The 17090-nt window shown below is 68.3% G+C and carries 13 protein-coding genes and 1 pseudogene; 5 read left to right on the forward strand and 9 right to left on the reverse strand.

From position 1 onward, the window contains the following. Positions 1–196 precede the first annotated feature (196 nt). From ACYVOM_RS34670 to ACYVOM_RS34680, 3 genes and pseudogenes are all read right to left on the reverse strand, one after another. Complete coding sequence (locus tag ACYVOM_RS34670; protein ID WP_460307810.1) at positions 197–1204, reverse strand: hypothetical protein; 1008 nt, start codon at positions 1202–1204, stop codon at positions 197–199. 391 nt (positions 1205–1595) lie between these two features. Continuing rightward, the gene (locus ACYVOM_RS34675; RefSeq protein ID WP_460307811.1) at positions 1596–1787 is read right to left on the reverse strand and encodes a DUF397 domain-containing protein; all 192 of its coding nucleotides are present in this window, start codon (positions 1785–1787) and stop codon (positions 1596–1598) included. Next, positions 1765–2595, reverse strand: a pseudogene (locus ACYVOM_RS34680) (helix-turn-helix domain-containing protein). Before ACYVOM_RS34680 ends, ACYVOM_RS34675 begins: the two are co-directional and overlap by 23 nt. Before the next feature lie 476 nt (positions 2596–3071). On the opposite strand from ACYVOM_RS34680, the gene ACYVOM_RS34685 reads away from it, so the two are divergent. The 3 genes from ACYVOM_RS34685 to ACYVOM_RS34695 all read left to right on the forward strand — a co-directional run bounded on the left by ACYVOM_RS34685 (position 3072) and on the right by ACYVOM_RS34695 (position 7345). Continuing rightward, positions 3072–3293: a hypothetical protein gene (locus ACYVOM_RS34685; RefSeq protein ID WP_460307812.1), complete on the forward strand. Its 222-nt coding sequence runs from the start codon at positions 3072–3074 to the stop codon at positions 3291–3293. A gap of 900 nt (positions 3294–4193) precedes the next feature. Then, positions 4194–4853 (forward strand): response regulator transcription factor, encoded by a 660-nt coding sequence (locus tag ACYVOM_RS34690; RefSeq protein ID WP_460307813.1) that lies wholly within the window; start codon positions 4194–4196, stop codon positions 4851–4853. Next, positions 4850–7345, forward strand: coding sequence for a DUF4153 domain-containing protein (locus tag ACYVOM_RS34695; RefSeq protein WP_460307814.1), 2496 nt, complete (start codon positions 4850–4852; stop codon positions 7343–7345). The genes ACYVOM_RS34690 and ACYVOM_RS34695 overlap by 4 nt, the downstream gene beginning before the upstream one ends. Before the next feature lie 242 nt (positions 7346–7587). Here ACYVOM_RS34695 and ACYVOM_RS34700 read toward each other — a convergent pair whose 3' ends face one another. The 6 genes from ACYVOM_RS34700 to ACYVOM_RS34725 form a co-directional block, all read right to left on the reverse strand. Then, positions 7588–7833: a hypothetical protein gene (locus ACYVOM_RS34700; protein ID WP_460307815.1), complete on the reverse strand. Its 246-nt coding sequence runs from the start codon at positions 7831–7833 to the stop codon at positions 7588–7590. Positions 7834–7941: 108 nt separating this feature from the next. Further along, complete coding sequence (locus tag ACYVOM_RS34705) at positions 7942–8859, reverse strand: hypothetical protein (protein WP_460307816.1); 918 nt, start codon at positions 8857–8859, stop codon at positions 7942–7944. A gap of 178 nt (positions 8860–9037) precedes the next feature. Further along, on the reverse strand, positions 9038–9433 hold the full coding sequence (locus tag ACYVOM_RS34710) for a cytochrome P450 (RefSeq protein WP_460307823.1): 396 nt from the start codon (positions 9431–9433) through the stop codon (positions 9038–9040). Beyond that, positions 9434–10099: a cytochrome P450 gene (locus ACYVOM_RS34715; protein ID WP_460307817.1), complete on the reverse strand. Its 666-nt coding sequence runs from the start codon at positions 10097–10099 to the stop codon at positions 9434–9436. Positions 10100–10122: 23 nt separating this feature from the next. Next, entirely contained in the window at positions 10123–10686 is a 564-nt protein-coding gene (locus ACYVOM_RS34720) for a DUF6036 family nucleotidyltransferase (protein ID WP_460307818.1), read from the reverse strand. Beyond that, positions 10683–11117 carry a hypothetical protein gene (locus ACYVOM_RS34725; RefSeq protein WP_460307819.1) on the reverse strand — a complete coding sequence of 145 codons (435 nt, stop codon included), beginning with the start codon at positions 11115–11117 and terminating at the stop codon, positions 10683–10685. The genes ACYVOM_RS34720 and ACYVOM_RS34725 overlap by 4 nt, the downstream gene beginning before the upstream one ends. A gap of 332 nt (positions 11118–11449) precedes the next feature. Here ACYVOM_RS34725 and ACYVOM_RS34730 point away from each other — a divergent pair, with 332 nt between their 5' ends. Together ACYVOM_RS34730 and ACYVOM_RS34735 are read left to right on the forward strand one after the other, a co-directional pair. Further along, positions 11450–15829, forward strand: coding sequence for an AAA domain-containing protein (locus ACYVOM_RS34730; RefSeq protein ID WP_460307820.1), 4380 nt, complete (start codon positions 11450–11452; stop codon positions 15827–15829). Then, positions 15829–16719: a hypothetical protein gene (locus ACYVOM_RS34735; protein ID WP_460307821.1), complete on the forward strand. Its 891-nt coding sequence runs from the start codon at positions 15829–15831 to the stop codon at positions 16717–16719. Before ACYVOM_RS34730 ends, ACYVOM_RS34735 begins: the two co-directional genes overlap by 1 nt. The last annotated feature ends 371 nt before the right edge of the window (positions 16720–17090 follow it).

Consider the following 17090-nt stretch of genomic DNA (forward strand, 5'->3'; position numbering starts at 1 on the left):
CCCGCACAGGACCTTCCGATCGTCCAAGCGGGGACGGCCCGCACCCGTCCGCACGACCTTCGGCAGCAACGGTTCGATCCGCTCCCACAGGCCGTCCGCCACGATCCACGGCGGCTGCTCACTTCTACGCACGAACCGGATGCAACACCAGAACGTCACCACACGTCGCCCGATAGACATATTTTGTTAGAAGTTCTTACTCGTCTTCGCGGTGGGTGACGACGAAGTCCGTTCCGAGGAGCGGGCTGCCTACGGGGGTCGTCGCCCAGGTGTCGAGGAGGGCGGGGGTGGCCGCGACACGGGAGAGCAGGTCGGCCAGGCGGGACGGGGTGGGGGGCTCGGAGAGACGGCAGGTGAGGACATCTGAGCCGACAGCGCCTTCGTGCTCGTCGTCTGCGAAGCCCGGGACGGACCGCGGGTCGGGAATCCAGAAGCCGATCCTCGCCTGCCAGGTGCTCGGGCCGAGGCCGTCGGGCGCCGGGGCGCTGATCACGAGGTAGTGGCCGTACGCTTCGGGGCCTTCGATGTCGATCTGGAAGCCGTGCGGCTCCAGGAACGCCTCTGGGGTGCGGGCGAGCGCGTGGGCGGACACGAGCAGACACAGGTCCTCGACCGCCGAGGCGAGGCGCTCCCGCGGGACGGTGCGCTCAAGCTCGTCGAGGTACTCCTGAGTCACATCGCGCGGGTCGGCGCGAGTGTCGGTGAAGAGGATGCAGGGAGAGGAGGAGTCCCACAGGCGTCGGCCAGGGGCCCTCGGCGCTCGAATGCCCCCACTTTCCTCGACAAACGCTTCGTACAGGTGCGCTGCCTCGGTCTGGAGTTCGGCGGTGATCGCGGTGCGGACCGGCGGAGGGGCGTCGGCGGTCGCCGCGTCGAGGTCGGCGAGCGCGTGGTGGAGCAGCGCGCGGACGTACTCGTACCAGAGGCTGTGTGCGCCCTTCAGCAGGGCTTCGCGGGTGCCGGGATCTGCCAGGGACGCGAGGTGGTCGCTCGGGTGGGTCGTCCACCGGTCTCCGCGCTTGTCAGGGGTGCTGATGGGAACCGTTGCGAGGGCCGAGACGCGGTTGAGGGCGTCGGTGATCGGGGCGGCGAGGGACGGGGTGGCGACGCTGGTGACGGTCTCGGAGGTGAGGCCGTCGGTCGTGCGGTAGGTGGCGAGGATCTGGACCTTGCCTCGGCTCGGGTGCTGGGAGTAGATCGTCATGGGTGACCTCCTGGCCGGGCATGCCGAAAGGCACGTGCGGCGTCGAAGACGAACGGGGAGAAGGCGCTGTGGGGCATCAGGCGGTGGCGAGGGCGCGATCCGACGCTCCGTGCCTGGAAGAGATCAGCGGTGGCCCAGGCGCGATCCCGGGCTCCTTGCTTGGGGCGACGCTAACCCATGGCGGGGGCCGGTCGCATCCCTGTTCGAGAGATTCCCACGCGGGTGCGATGGGCGTCGCCGCGGGTGCCTGGTGCCGGCAGGGCCTGACCAGGGATTCTTTCGCCGCGATGCGAGACGGGCGCGGCCGGATGCGGACGGGCGCGACGCGCGGCGAGTCGTGCCGTTCGGAGGTCGGGAGAGCATCGCCGGGCGGTGCCCTCCCGGTTCGGGGTCAGTGCTGCCGCGCGGACCTGACGCGAGCCGTCAGGGAGGCGAACTGGCGCGGAGTGAGGGTGAGAAGGCAGGTGTCGGGGTTCTTGGAGTCGCGGACGCCGACACCGGAGGGGAAGCGGGCCAGCTCTACGCACACCTCGTCATTGACGGTCGTGCTGTAGGAGCTCTTACGCCATTGAGTCTCGGTCATAGCTCCTCAGACTACGTTCGATCAGCTCCCGGGACAGGTCTTCGCTGAGGGACTTGGCTGAGACCCGGTCGAAGTCCACGGAGAACTCCTCGACCTCGGAGGGCTCCTCGATCAGACGGCCGCCACGCTGCGCCCCGGCGTAGGCCACATCGCGCGTCTTGAGTGTGAGCACGCGGAAGGCTCCGGCCAAGCCCGGATGAGCTCCGCACCTCTCGGGGAGCACACGCACAGAGACGCGCCTTAGCTCGGTGATCTTGAGCAGGTGCTCCAACTGCTCGCGCATAACGTCCGGACCACCGATGGGATTACGCAGGGCCACCTCATCGAAGATCACCCAGACCCAGGGAGGGTCCTCCCTACCGAGGATCACCTCCTGCCGGGCAAGCTACGAGGCCGCCTTCTCCTCAATGTCTCCCTCTCCCCACTCGGCGAGCAGCGCGCGGATATAGCGCTCGGCCTGCAAGGGACCGGGGATCATGGAACCGCTGTAGATCTTTACGACGCGGGCTTCTGCCTCATAGACGGAAACCCGTTGGATCCACTCCGGGTTGTGGCCCATGCGGGCGTAGTAGAGCAGGAGCTGGAGCATGAAACCCGTGCCGTAGCGCTGGTCCAGCTTGAAGGCCTGCCTCTCATCAATGCGGAGCCGACCGGCCTCGATGTTCGACACCGTCGACCTGGCCGCCACGATCAACGCGCCGACCTGGTCGAGGGTGAGTTCGTTCGTCTCGCGCAGATAGCGCAACTGGAACGCGAGCCAGTGCCACATCGACTCACGCGGGTCGAGCGGCTCCCGGGTGTTCGGCATCTTCCCCTCCGCTTCTCCATTGACGCGGAATGCGCAGACGGCTACTCGCCCACCGCGACGATCAGGTCAGTTCTACACCCATCCGACCTGCGAAAACAAAGGAACAGCTCACAACCCAAGACGATCTCTTCCCGGCGCCTCCGGCATATCCCGCCCCACCGCGACAGGTCCGCGCTCCCATTTCCCAAAACTGTACCATTTGCAATTTGTCTGACATTCCGGGCAGATCGCTTATTACTGCGGGGAGGCGGCAGGCGCCGGTAGCCCGTACTTGTCGCACAGGAAGCGGGTCTTTCTGCACCGGCACGCGCGCACCGGCCGGGCCCAGGTGCTTCATCAGCTTCTCAAGGGCGGCGAGGAGATGGTGGTCCGCCCGCAGTTTCTCCGACCACCTGACCCGTCCCTTCACCGCGTGCGCCGCCCGCGCGGCGTCATGCAGGCGGCTTGGCCTTGGCGGCCTGTGCCATGAAGGACCGGTGCACGAGCTTCCGAATGAACTCCTCCTCAGCGGGGTCCTTGGCGTTGACGAGTTCGAGCAGGGCCACGGCCCCCGCGAGCGCCGGCCGCAGAGCCTGGCGGCGACCGCTTCGCCCGCGCGCCGGAGCGGCTCCTTGACCGTCTCCGGCACCGCACCCGACACCCGGCTCGCCGTGCTTCCCGCGAACTCACCGGTGCGCTCCAGCGCGGTACTCGCCTAGCCCGGCAGACCGCGCCGCTTCTCCCGGCGCTGCCAGTCTTCATTGAGCCCATCCCACACCTGCCTCTCGTACTCACTCATCCCAGGTGCGCCGTCATCGGGAGGTTCGGCAAGAGCCGTCATCGGGGGTCTCCGTTTCGGAAGTGATCGCTACCCTGGACCGGCCTCCAGCACCTCCTGCGCGCACTGCTCGTCCGTCAGCTGTCCGACCCCGCAATCACCGCGAGCACTTCACCCACCTGGCCCAGGCCGTCCTCGACGGAGCCCGGCACGCCCTCCGCCCCGACCTCACCCCCGACGACCTCCGCCTGCGGCGCGGACCGGCGCGCACGCCGCGCGCGGCTGCTCGATCCTGCTGACCTTGCCGGTCTGGGCCCTCGGCCTACCGGTGGATGCCGTGCTGTGCCTCGTGGGCCTCGCCCGGTCGTGTTCCCGCTGCTCACGCGGTTCGTCCGAACCGGGTCGACCGGCCGGTCCTGCGTCGCCGCCCGACCTGGTCGCGGCCGTGCGGGGGCTCGCCTCGGGATGCGGGCTGGACGTCTCCGTCCAGGCGCACAGCCTGGACTCTCATCACCCGCCTCACCATGCCCCACCCGGTCTGGTAGCGCAGCCAGATGAACCGGACGGCCAGGAGCAGGGCCAGGGGTGGCAGCGGGTGGCCGCAGCCGAATGGGCGGCGGTCGACCCGCCGCCTGCCAGCTCCTTCGGCTGGGCCCGTAGCCTGCTCGAAGCGCGGCCGCAGACGTCCGGCCCGCAGTGAACCCCCGTCTGCGGCTGGGAGGGTGGGGCCGCGGCGGTGCTGCCCTGGTGCCACGCCGCTGACTCCGTAGGGCGTGGAGCTTCACCAAATCTCCACATTCGGCACACGAAGCCCCCGCAGGGGTCTCATACGCTCACCTCCGTGGCAGCGCAGCGCATTCTCCTCGTCGAGGACGACCCGACCATCGTCCAGGCAGTGGCCGAACGGCTGATCGTCGAAGGTTTCGAGGTCGCGACGGCCGCCGACGGTCCCGCCGGGGTGACCGTGGCGGCCTCCTTCTTGCCCGATCTCCTGGTGCTCGACGTGATGCTGCCCGGTTTCGACGGCCTTGAGGTCTGCCGCCAGGTGCAGACGGCCCGGCCGGTCCCCGTCCTGATGCTGACCGCTCGCGATGACGAGACCGATCTTCTGGTGGGCCTCGGCGTCGGGGCCGACGACTACGTGACCAAACCTTTCAGCATGCGGGAGTTGGTCGCCCGGATCCGGGCCCTGCTGCGCCGCTCAGCTGTGACGGCCGCCGTCGCCCCCGAGAAACTCAAGATCGACGAAGCCGCGCGGCGGGTCCATCTGGAGGGAACCGAACTCCATCTGACGCCGACGGAGTTCGACCTGCTGGCTTGCCTGGCCCGTAATCCCGGCACCGTGATGACCCGGTCCGTCCTGCTGGAAGCGGTATGGAACTGGGTGGGTTCGTCGGATTCCCGGGTGATCGACACCCATGTGAAGACGCTGCGGCGCAAACTGGGCACCTCCTGGATCCGGACCGTGCACGGCGTAGGTTACGCGCTGGATCGGCAGTGAGCTGGCCGCGCCCGCTCGACCCGCTGCGGTCGATCAAGATCAAATTCGGGGTGATCGCGATGTTCACCGCGCTCACCTCGGCGTTGCTCGTCAAATGGGGCTACTACATCGGCTTCAAGGGGCGAATCACCTTGCCGGTCGCTGTGCTCGGGTCAATGGCCGTCACCCAGTTGATCGCGCACGGGATGACCGCGCCGCTGCGGGAGATGACGGCAGCGGCCCGCTCCATGGCGAGCGGCCGGTACGACCGGAGGGTCCGCGTCACCTCCAATGACGAGGTCGGCGAGCTAGGGGAAGCGTTCAATACCATGGCCGCCGACCTGGCCGAGGTCGACCGGCAGCGGCGCGAGTTCGTCGCGAACGTCTCCCACGAGCTACGCACCCCCATCACCGCGCTCCGGGCCGTGCTGGAGAACGTTGCCGACGGCGTGACCCCGGCCACGCCGGCGGTCCTGGAGGGCGCGGTCGGCCAGACCGAGCGGCTCGGACGCCTGGTGACCCAGCTCCTCGACCTGTCACGGGTCGACGCCGGAGCGGTCCCGCTGGAGCTCACTCACTTCGACGTACGGGACTTCCTGGCCGAGGTCTGCGCCTCCGCGCCCGTGGTCCTGGCGGTACAGGCCGGGCTGACGGCCCACGCCGATCGGGACCGGCTCTTCCAGGTCGTGGCGAACCTCGTCGACAATGCCTGCCGGCACAGCCCGCCCGACGGCGCCGTGACCGTCCGGGCCTCGATCGTCCTCACCGAGCTGGTCCTGGAGGTGATCGACGAAGGGCCCGGGATCCCCGAATCCGAGCGTCCCCGGGTCTTCGAGCGCTTCGTCCGGGGAGGCTCCTCCGACGGCGGCACCGGGCTGGGCCTGGCCATCGCCCGCTGGGCCGTCGACCTCCACCACGGCACCATCGCCGTCCTCGACACCGAAACCGGCTGCCACATCCGTGTGACCATCCCCCTTCACCACCGGAGAACCGCCATGCCCACCGACTGGACCGCACCCACGCCGCAACCGTCCGCGCCAGGAACCCATCCCGGCGATCTCGCGCCGGCCCTGACCCAGTTCATGAACGACACCGACGAGCGGGTCGCTCGTGCCTGGCCCGCCCCTTCCGGTCCGGCTACGCTGCGCGTGCTCCTGCCGGCGGGCGCGGCCGGAATCGCCGGAGCGACCTTTCTGAACGGCAAACCCGGCATCGGGGCAGCCCTGACGACCGTCGCCATGGTGCTCGCGCTCCTGCCGGTCCTGCGCGGCCGGCTGACCCTGCGCAACCGCACCGGGCTGGTCTTCGCGACCCTGGGCCTCGGACTGGTGCTGATGCCCGTCCTGCGCGACGCTCCTTGGCTGCTCGTGCTGACCACGGCGCTGGCGCTGCCCTTGCTCTCGTACGCGCTGGTCGGCGGACGGAGCTGGTTCGAGGTCATCGGCGGAGGGCTGACCCTGCCGGGCGCGCTGGTGTCCATGCTTCCGTGGTCCAGCCGGGGCATCGCCTCGGCGGCCAAAGCGGGTCGGGGCACGGGAACTGCCGCGTTGCGCACGGCGGGCCTGGCCGGTCTGCTGCTTCTGGTCTTCGGAGCCCTGCTGACCAGCGCCGACGCGGCCTTCAGTGAGATGATCTCAGCGCTCCTCCCGGACCTGGGCCTCGGTTCGATCCTGGCGCGCACCTTCTGGTTCCTGATCATCACCAGCCTGGTGCTGGCCTTCGCCTACCTCACGATCACGCCGCCCCGGCTCCAGGAACTGGCTCCCGCCCCCGGCACCCCTGCGGGCCGCTGGGCCTGGGCCGTGCCGCTCCTCTCCCTCAACCTGCTCTTCCTGGCCTTCTGCGCGGTGCAGGCCCGGGTCCTGCTCGACCACGCCGCCCTGCCGGCCGGAGTGTCCTACTCCTCATACGCCCGCCAGGGTTTCTTCCAGCTGGTCGTCGTCACCGTGCTGGTCCTCGCCGTGATCGCCGTCGCGGTCCGGCACCGCCCCGTCTCCTCCTCGGCTCTGATCCGCCTCCTGCTCGGCGCCCTGTGCGTGCTGACGCTGGTCGTCGTCGCGGTCGCCCTGCGCCGCCTCTACCTCTACGAGGAGTCCTCCGGCTGGACCCGTCTGCGCCTGTGGGTCCACGCCTTCGAACTCTGGCTCGGCCTGGTCATCGTGATGATCACCGTCGCCGGAATTCGGATGAAGGCGAACTGGCTGCCCCGCGCGGTCGCCGCCACCGGCGCCGCCGGCCTCCTGCTCCTCGGCCTGATCAACCCCGACGGTTTCATCGCCTCCCGCAACGTCGACCGTCTCGCCCACGCCGAGCGTGTCGTCGTGCCCTACCTCAACGGCCTCTCCGCCGACGCCGTCCCCGCCCTGGACCGCCTCCCCGAACCCCGCCGCTCCTGCGCCCTCCAAGAGATCGCCCGCGACCTGGAAAAGCCCGACGGCTGGACTTCGAAGAACCTTTCCAGAGAACGCGCCCGCCGTATCCTCGCCCAACGCCCCGTCCTGCCCTGCCGATGACCCCGACGGCGGACGGCTTCCGACTCGTGCGGAGACGATCGACCGGTCCGGCCGAGACCCGCGCGCACGAACTCCGACCACGTCCATGGCGGCGTCCTCCCGATCACCGAAGCGGGCCGCGCCCGCACCGACATCCACCAGCTCGTCGGCTTCCAAGACCATCCGATCGGTCCGCTCCGGCGTGGGAGGGCGGCCTCCGACGCAGAGCTCGGGGCCGGGCCTCTCTCACCGGTTGCGGACTGTCACGGGCGGGGGATGATCCGCGCGACGTCCAGGACGTCGAGCTCCGCCAGGACCCGCTGGATCCGCTCGATCGCAGCGTCCTCGATGAGGTCGTCGGGCAGTTCCAGGTCCAGGTGGCACCCGCCCGTACCAGTCCCCGCTCCCGTGACCGGCTCCTGGCTCTCAGCCGCGAACTCCTCGATCAGCGCGTCTTCGACATCGTCCCGGTCAAGCGTCAGACCTCTGAACACGATCTCGTAGAGCATTCACCACCTCCGCCGGTATTGAGCATCAGATCATGAGCGGCGGGAGCGAGGCCGTCACCGGTGACCACGGGCAGGGCCTCGACCGAGGATCTCGGCGGCTTTCGGTGCTCAGCGGCGGCGGAACGATTCGTCGTCGAGTTCGACGGTATCCAGAAGCTTGCCCGTGTTGTCGTAGGCGATGACCTTGTCGCCCTTGTCAGGAGTGCGCAGGCCCCGCTCTTCGGGCAGGTGGACGTAGTATCCCTGGAGCCTGCCGACCGGCTTCAACACCACCGGGAACCTCCGCCCGTCGTTCAGGACGATCTCGGCGGACGCGACCCGCTCATCCGCCACGCCCCACCACCAGAACCGCGGCATGAACGCTCCCGCCGCCGTGATCGCCTCTCCGGAGTAGAGGCGCTCGGAGGTGCCCTCCTGCGATTCCGAGACCGTGGTGAGCTGGATCAGGGATCCATCGATCGCAAGCCGCGCCCTGCCCTCTTCCCCGCCGGAGGTGTAGTCGAAGAACGGCACGGAAGAGGTCTGCACGGTCGGGCTCGTGTACCTGTCCAGGGTGTTCAAGCCGATCGTCTCCAGGGTGCGGCCCTTGACGCCCTTCAACCGGAGCTTGGCCTTGGCCAGGTTCACCCGGCCGGTCACCGGCGCCGACCAGAACCGCTTCGTCCCGCTCGCCCGGTGGATCCTGATCTTCACCGCCTTCTTGCCGACCAGCACGGCACCCGACCCGACCTTGCTCCTGAGGGAGCCGACCAGCACGTCCTTACCGCCGACCCGGAACACCCCGGCGGCCCCTCCGTGCTTGCCGCGGGGCCCCCACGTCCATCCCGGCGCGGTGTCGAAGCAGGTGCCGACCTTGATCCGGTAGCAGATCTGGCCGCGCTTGGTCAGCCACAGCCGGTACGTCCGGGGCGAGGTGAAGGTGAAGACCTTCCCGGCCGGCTTCAGCTCGGGCGCCAGATCGGCGGGCAGCCCGGTGCCTGCGAACGCCGTCCCGGGCGTACCCGCCACCAGAGCGGCACCGATCACCACGCAAGCAGACCAGCGCACACGAGCCATGGCAAAACCCTCTTTACTCTCCGAAGTCGCCGCAGGCTATCAGGGCGGTATGGGCTGCTATGGCTGGGGCGGGCGTGGAACACCTGAGCGGGTCGGCGTCCGGGCGGTCGGCGCGGTGGAGAGCGTTTCGGGGCGGTCGGTGTCGGGTTCATGGTGGGGAGAGGCGGACGGGCTGGGTGCGGAGGCCGCGGAGGACGGGGCTGGTCATACGGGTGGGCGGGCCGGCCGGGGACAGGTCGGGGAGGCGGCGGGCGAGGGCCTCCAGCGCGGCGCGGGCCTCCATGCGGGCCAGCAGGTGGCCTATGCAGTAGTGGATGCCGGTGCCGAAGGCCAGGTGGTCGCGGGTGTTCGGGCGGTCCAGCAGGAACTCGTCGGGCGACTCCCAGCGGGCGGGGTCGCGATTGGCGGAGCCTAGCAGCGGCAGGACCCGCGCGCCCGCCGGGATCGTCACCCCGGCCACGACGACGTCGGTCGTGGCGATCCGCAGCAGGCCCTGGGCGGGGCCGTCGAAGCGGAGCGCCTCCTTGACCGCCGCCTCCGCCAGCTAGGGGTCGGCGACGATCCGCGCCCACTGCTCCGGGCGGGCGAACAGCGCAACCATGGCGCTGGAGACCAGGTTGGTGGTCGTCTCGTTGCCGGCGACCAGCAGCAGCACGCAGAACGTCACGAGCTCGGGGGCGGTCAGCGGCTCGTCGCCCTCGGCGGTCAGCAGGCTGATGAGGTCGTCGCCCGGCTCGCGGCGACGACGCCGCACCGTCCGGAGGAAGAACCAGCTGATGGCGGCCAGCCCGCGCATCATCCCGGCGCGGCTGCCGCCGGTGAACAGCCCGTCGATGAGCTGGTCGGACCACCGCTTGAAGTCCCGGTGGCGTTCGGCGGGGATGCCCATCAGCTCCGCGATGATCGTCGTGGGCAGCGGGGAGGCCAGGTCGCGCACCAGGTCGGCGGGGCCGCCGCGCTCGGCCATGCGCGCGACGAGTTCGTCGGCGACCTGCCGGATCCGGGGCTCCCACGCGGCGATCCGGCGCGGCGTGAACGCCTTGGTGACGCGGCGGCGCAGCATCGTGTGGTCGGGCGGGTCGGTGGTGCGCAGCACCCGCACCGACTGGACGCGCCGCAGCACCACGGCCGCCCACGGGGGCGCCGGGTTCGGGTTGAACGGGTCGTTGTCGACCGGCAGTCCCTGATGGGAGGAGAACGCCAAAGCCAAGTGCGGAGAGTTTCGAGTCCATTTCAGGAACGCGGTTCAGTGGCGGTAGCCCCGTCCCCGAATCGCAGATGGCGTATCTGCCCCTGCACCATGGCGATCATCTCCGGCGGCACCTCTGCCGGCATATGGGCGAGGCGCTCCGAGAGCGTGTTCGGATCGAGAACACCTGCGGCGATCAAGGACAGAACGTAGGTCGCATCCTTCTCTCGGCCTGCAATCGCCTTCGCTGCGGCAAGGTCATGCGGTTCAGGGGCGTAAGCGACGACTTCATCTGGCAGTCCTTCGAATCGGACAAGCCGCTGCCTCCAGCCTTCGGGCAGTTTGGCCGTATTCAACCCGACGCCTTGGGCGTAAACATCGTGTTCCTCGTGGTAACGCGAGTACTCACCGAGCGCACCATCCACGATGTCCGACTTTTCCTCGTCACCATCAAGGAACGCCACGTCCACCTCGACGGACGCCGTTGCTTCAGGCGGAAGCCGCTCTTCCGGCACCGCTGCAAGGATTGCCTGGCTTCCGACCACCAGGATCTCCCCGCCGAGCCTGCCGATCAGAAGCAGTAGGTCATACAGTTCTTCGCGCTTCACGCCTCAACACCAGCCTCGGTGGACTCCGAGGACTGCTTGTTCACGCGGGCCCAGTACCTGCCGAACCCCGCGAGGAGGAGCTCACGATCCTCCTGAGGCAGCACTCCTGCAAAAGGCGTGTTCTGTCGCAATTCCACAGCCTCCGGGTCACGCGACAAAAGCACTTCGATCACCGCGTCGACCCCTGAATCGAGGACGATCCTCCACCGCACGAGCCAGGGGTTGCGTCCCCACCCCTCTCTGCCCCGCATGCGCTCCAGATTGCGGCGGGCTATCCCCAACACACGATCAGCGTCGGACTCCAGCTCCGTCACAACGGCACGGTTCAACCACAAGGACCGCTCCGCCTCACGCGACAGCCGACGCTCGGACACTGACACGAAGCGCTCGACCGCCTCGTGGTCCGCATCATCCTTCAACCCCTCCGACATAGCCCAAAGTCTACTCACGAGCCCTGCCTCCCTTCGGGCTCCGAGCACATGGCCGCAACCACGACCAGCACCGCTGTCATGCCTGCTGCACGCGCACCGGCACGAGAGCGTGACGATCTCAAGTCACCCGTGGCACTGAGGCGAGCGGTCCCGCCACGAAGGGGCATCTCAAGATCTCCGCTCTACGCCTGACAGGGGATCTGAGCTTCCCCACTTTCTCGCAGGACAGCGTTATCTCACCCTGGGTGTCCCGATCGGGCCACTGCGTTGCGGCTGACCGGAGTCTTTCGAATTCTGGAGGGCTGGTCTCCCTCCACCGAAAGGCGGTCCTCGTGGATCCGTCCGATTCCAAGATCAGAGATGCTTCACTCGGTCTCGCCAGCTATCTGGGCGAGCTGGTTCGCGCGGCCGAGCCGCTCAACCGCACCGTGCGCGGTCTCGATTCCTGGTGGCTCGCGGAGCTCCCGAACGGTGTGTCGCTTTCGACGACGGGCCGGAGCGGGCTTCTCCTCGCACTCGATCTGGAAGATGCCGAGCACCCTCCGGCTCCTCCCTCCGTATGCGAGGGCCGCGTCGACGGCGACTGGTCCGATCCCGCGACGGTGCCGAAGCTGCTGCGGCCCCGGCCCCCGGACTTTGCGCCCGAGGGCATGCCGGTGATCGAGAAGCCCGCCGACCTCGGTGAGAAGCGGTTCGATGAGTGGTTCGTTCGCTGGTCCCGTTGGTCCGAGTCGGAAACCGCACGGCAACGCCGCGAGGGCCTCCGGCGAGAACTCGCGGCCGCCGCCCGGCAGTTGGACCTCCACAGCGACACCCAGGAACTGGTCCTCGGCGTCGGGCTTCTCTGCTGGCGCTCGCCCCGCGGGGACGAGGTCTTCCGCCACCTGCTCACCGCTTCGGCCGAGATCTCGGTGGACAAGCAGACTGGTCGAGTGAGCGTGCACCTTCGTGAAGAAGGCGAAACGGCTTTGGAGGACCAGTACTTCCTCACGGAACTCGACGGATACTTCGGCTCACGCGTCGAGCCGGTGCGAAGCACTCTCGGCGAGATCTCCGACCCTCTGGACGATCATGCGACGGCCCTCGTTCAGAAATGGGCTTCCCACGGACTGGAGACGCCATGCCGGTTCGAGCCAAGTTGGTCGAAGCCTGAAACCGGCGGGCCTCACGCCCAGGTGTCCCTCTCGCCTGCTCTCGTGCTCCGGCCGCGAAGCAGCAATCGGCTCGTGGAGTTCTACCAGGGCATCCACTCTTCGCTGAGCCGTCCTGACAGTGTGGCGCCCTTGGGCTGGGCTCAGCTGATGTTCCCGATGGAGCCCGCAGAGCGCCTCGCCTGGCACCGGACGACCCGGGGAACCGATGGAGTTGATCGGCCTCTTCCCGAGGAGCCACTGTTCCCGCTTCCCATGAACGATGAGCAGCGCCTGGCCTTCGAGAAACTGTCCAAGGACACGGTGCTCGTCATCGAGGGCCCGCCCGGAACCGGAAAGACGCACACGATCGCCAATCTCATGTCGGCGCTCTTGGCCGAGGGCAAGCGCGTCCTTGTGACGAGCGCTCGTGACAAGGCGCTCGGCGTCCTGTTCGACGACGGCATGCTGCCCAAGCCGTTGCAGCGGCTGTGCGTGCGTCTGGACGACCAGCGCGGCAGACGAGGCGAGGAACTGACCCGGTCGGTCACAGCGCTTTCCGATGCCTTCGCCGAGCGGGACCAGGAAGAGATCCTCCAACAGGTTCGAAATCTGGCGAGCCGGCGCGACCAGCTGAAGAGGGAGATAGCAGATACGCACAGCCGTCTGTGGAAGCTCGTCGAAGCGGAGACCACAGACCTCGGAGAGGTCGCGCCCGGGTACCGCGGTCGTCGCGCCGACATCGCCGAGCGCGTGGCCGACCTCGCGGCCGCGCACTCCTGGATAGGCGTCATGCCGCGGCCCACGGCTCAGGCCCCCCTGGACGCGCAGGAGGCGCAGGAACTCGCGCGGCTCCTCAATATCCGCGTGCCGGACGAGCAGCCGCTCCCCGCGCTGCGAAACGGCTTTCTCCCGGCTCCCGATGAGTTTTCCGACATCGTCTCAGCGGCTCATCAGATGCTGCCGCCCGGCGATGTCGGAGCACGCGTCGCCGAAAAGCTCAGCTCCCTCAACGAGGACACCTTCCGCGCGGTGAAAACCCTATGGGAGCGCGCGTGCAGCGCCCTGGAGGCTCTTGGCCTCAACGAAGCCCCCGATTCGTGGCCCTCGCATTCATGGCAGGGAGCAGCGGCGCTGTCGCTCCTTGGTGGCGGAGAGGTATCGACTTGGAAGCACCTGTCGGAGGCCACCCGGGCCGCCGCGCCGACCGCTCGGGCTCTGGCGCGGCTGACGGGCCGCCGCCTCCAGATTCCAGAGCCGTACGACGCGACGGCGGCCGAAGCCGCCTCAGCCGCGGAGTCCTACAGCCGCTACCTCAAGCAGGGAGGGCTGACCGGCAGGTTCAAGAAGAGCCCTCAGCAACGGCTTGCGGAGCGCATGTTGGACGGCTGCCTCATCGACGGCCAGAAGCCCGCTGTCCCCGACGATTTCGACGTCCTTGCGACAGCCCTTCGCGCGCTCGCCGTTCTCGACGGGTTGACCGATCGGTGGCGGAGGAGCGGCGTCGTCACCGCCATGCCCACCGACGTCACGCAGGACCTCGAAGCCCTCGTCGGACGGGAAGCGGACCTCGCGGAGCTGATCCGCTTCGGCGAAGCACTCCGTGATCTCCACCGTCACCTGCCACGTCGCCGTGCCGCCCAGGAGAACGGCGCGTGGGACTGGCAGGCTCTCGCAGAGGGCTTCGTGACCGCACCCGCGCATGTGAGACGTGCTCGGGCAAAACGCGAACTCGATGCGCTCCGATCCCGGTCGGCGGAGCACGACCACCCACTCCTCCGCGAGATCGCCCATGCCATTGCGCGATCAGACCTCGCGGGCTACACGACGGCATACGGGATCTGGCAAGCCGGCGTCCGTGATCAGAGGCTGGCAGAGCGACGTCGCGAACTCATCGGTCGGCTGGCCTCCGTACACCCTGCTCTCGCCCGCGAACTCACCTCGGCCACAGCAGGGGTCGACTGGACTTGTCGTCTGGAGTCCCTCGCCGAGGCGTGGGCCTGGTCCGCTGTGGCCGCAGCGATGCGCACCGACTCCAACGAGTCGGCCACTGACTTGCAGAGGAACCTGGACCGCCTTGAAGACTCCCTCATGCGGACCACCGCCGAACTCGCCTCCGAACGGGCCTGGTGGCACTGCCTGCGGCGCATGAGCGTCCGCGAGGCTTCGGCGCTTCGCTCCTTCGCCCGGGAAATGCAGAGGGTCGGCCGCGGTAAGGGCCGGTACGCCGGTCGGCACAGGCAGGGTGCGCGGGAGGCCATGCGGCTCGCCCGCGACGCAGTGCCGGCCTGGGTCATGCCAGTCCGGCAGGTCGCGGAGACGATCGAGCCGCGGCCTGACGCATTCGACGTGATCATCATCGACGAAGCCAGTCAGCTCCCCGTCGAATCGGCGTTCCTCCTCTGGCTCGCGCCCCAGGTGATCGTGGTCGGAGACGACAAGCAGTGCTCGCCGCCGATGCGGGTCAGCGGAGAACTCGAACCGATCTACGAACGGATCGAGGAGTACCTGCCCGACGTACCCAGTGCGTTCCGGCACGACCTCACGCCGAAGTCGAACCTGTACGAGCTGATGAACGTACGGTTCCCGGGCGGACAGCGGCTGACCGACCACCACAGGTCCATGCCGGAGATCATCGACTGGTCGTCGCGCATGTTCTACGACGGGTCGCTCACTCCCCTGCGCCAGTACGGCATGGACCGGCTTCCTCCGCTCCGCGTCGTGGAGGTACCTGACGGCTACCGAGAAGGGCACGAACAGAGCCTTCGCAACCCACCGGAGGCGGAGAGGCTCGTCACCGAACTCAAAGCAATGATCGAGGACCCCGCCTACAGCGGGAAGACCTTCGGGATCATCTCCCTGCAGGGCGGCGAACGCAGCGGCCACATCAGGCTCATCGAGCAACTGCTCGACGAGCATCTCCCCGACCAGGCTCTCCGCGAAAGACTCCGGATCAGGGTCGGTACTCCACCGGACTTCCAGGGCGATCAACGCGACGTCGTCCTCCTGTCGATGATCGCCGTGGACACGCCCCGGATCCAGGGAGGGGCGGACTTCGAGCGGCAGCGCTGGAACGTCGCGGCGACACGGGCCCGCGATCAGCTCATCCTCTTCACCTCGACGACCCTCTCCCAGCTCAAGAGCGAGGACCTCAGGGCATCGCTGCTGAAACACATGCTCGACACCCCGACGCGCGAGACGACGCCCCGGCACCTGGCGAACGCCGACCTGCACACCAAACGCCCTGAGTTCGACTCGCTCTTCGAGCAGGAGGTCTTCCTCAAGATCAGAGAACGCGGATACGAGGTCGTTCCGCAGTATCCGGCCGGCCGCCGCATGCGCATCGACCTCGTCATCGTCGGCGAACAGGGGCGTCTCGCAGTGGAATGCGACGGGCGCTACTGGCACAGCAGCCCCGACCAGGTGAAGAACGATCTGCTGCGCGAGCGCATCCTCCGCCGCGCCGGATGGACGTTCTGGCGACTCCGCGAGAGCGATTTCCTCCTCGACCCCGACGCCTCACTTCGCCCCCTGTGGGCTCTCCTCGATCGCCTCGGCATCCATCCCGCGAAAGGACAATGATGCACACCCTCGACGACAACACTCTGGAAAAGCTTGCTCATCTCATCTGCGCTGACGACGAACTCCATTACAGGTCCGGGCCGAGCCTCGCGAAGTTCCTCACCCGCGCCGGATGGCCCGTGGTTCCGCCTCACGACGGCACTCCGCGTCGGCTCTGGATCCTCACCCGTCTGCGCGAACGCCGCGAAGACCCGAAGGCCATGCAGGCCGTCCTGCTCCGCCTCGCCGACAGCAAGGAGTATCTGGGCGAGCCCGCCGACACCGTCACCAACGTCACGCGAGCGCTCAACGCCTTCCTCATCCACGAGGGGTACAAGGTGAGCCGGGCCGGCGGCGCACCCCGCCTGGTCGAGTGCGCGCCCGGGTCGGACACCACCACGTCCTTCGCTCCCGAAATCCTCCGAGAATCCCTCGACAAAGCCGTGCAGCCTTCGGACCTGCGCACCATCCTGCGAAGCCGTCTGGACGAAGCCGTCACCTGCTACGAGAACGGTTCGCACGTGGCAGCGATCATCATGCTCGGCAGCCTCATCGAGGGCATCCTGATCGACGCCCTGACGACGAGGCCCGTCAGCGTGCCGCCGCGATCCGACCTGAACAGGATCGTCCTCGACGACCTGCTGACTCTCGCACGAGACAACGGTTGGATCGGCAACGACGTGACCAAGTACCCCTGCGCGGCGCTCCGCCAGTACCGGAACCTCGTTCACCCGCGAGCCCAGATGCGCATGCCCGGCCCTCCCCCGGACCGCGACACCGTCGAACTCTGCTGGCCCGTCGTCCGCGCCGTCCTCAACGACCTGATCAGCACACGCGAGAAGCCGACGACCCCGTCCACCCCGTCGCCTGGACAGCCCGCACATCGCGGCAGGCATTCGCAACGCGGATAGCACACCGGCCTCCCGACCCGGTCCGGGTCTGTGCTGCCGCAAGCGGCACCGACCCGGATCAACGAACACTCGTCCGGTCAACGATCTCGACTCAGCTCGATCACACAGGTGATTCGGCCTCGGCCGCTTCTCGGGACTGTTCCGCGAAGGCCTCTGTCCCGATTCTGGTGGTAACGCAGTGCGACATCGGGTGCCGGGGTGGATTCCAGGTCGAACAGTTCGCGGAGACGGTGCAGCCGTTTCCGGCATGCCGACGGAAGTGGGTCTGCAATGAGCCTTTTTCATCGTGCTTCGTGGTTGGCGAGGACGGCGATGGCCTTGACGAGGTGGCCGGCCTTCGAGGGGCTGCACCGAAGTCTGTGGAGCAGTTT

The organism is Actinocorallia aurea (assembly GCF_054783995.1).

Coding starts and splice junctions, on each gene's coding strand:
- ACYVOM_RS34735 (WP_460307821.1), top strand. CDS start 15,829: ATGCACACCCTCGACGACAACACTCTGGAAAAGCTTGCTCATCTCATC.
- ACYVOM_RS34725 (WP_460307819.1), bottom strand. CDS start 11,117: ATGTCGGAGGGGTTGAAGGATGATGCGGACCACGAGGCGGTCGAGCGC.
- ACYVOM_RS34675 (WP_460307811.1), bottom strand. CDS start 1,787: ATGACCGAGACTCAATGGCGTAAGAGCTCCTACAGCACGACCGTCAAT.
- ACYVOM_RS34670 (WP_460307810.1), bottom strand. CDS start 1,204: ATGACGATCTACTCCCAGCACCCGAGCCGAGGCAAGGTCCAGATCCTC.
- ACYVOM_RS34700 (WP_460307815.1), bottom strand. CDS start 7,833: ATGCTCTACGAGATCGTGTTCAGAGGTCTGACGCTTGACCGGGACGAT.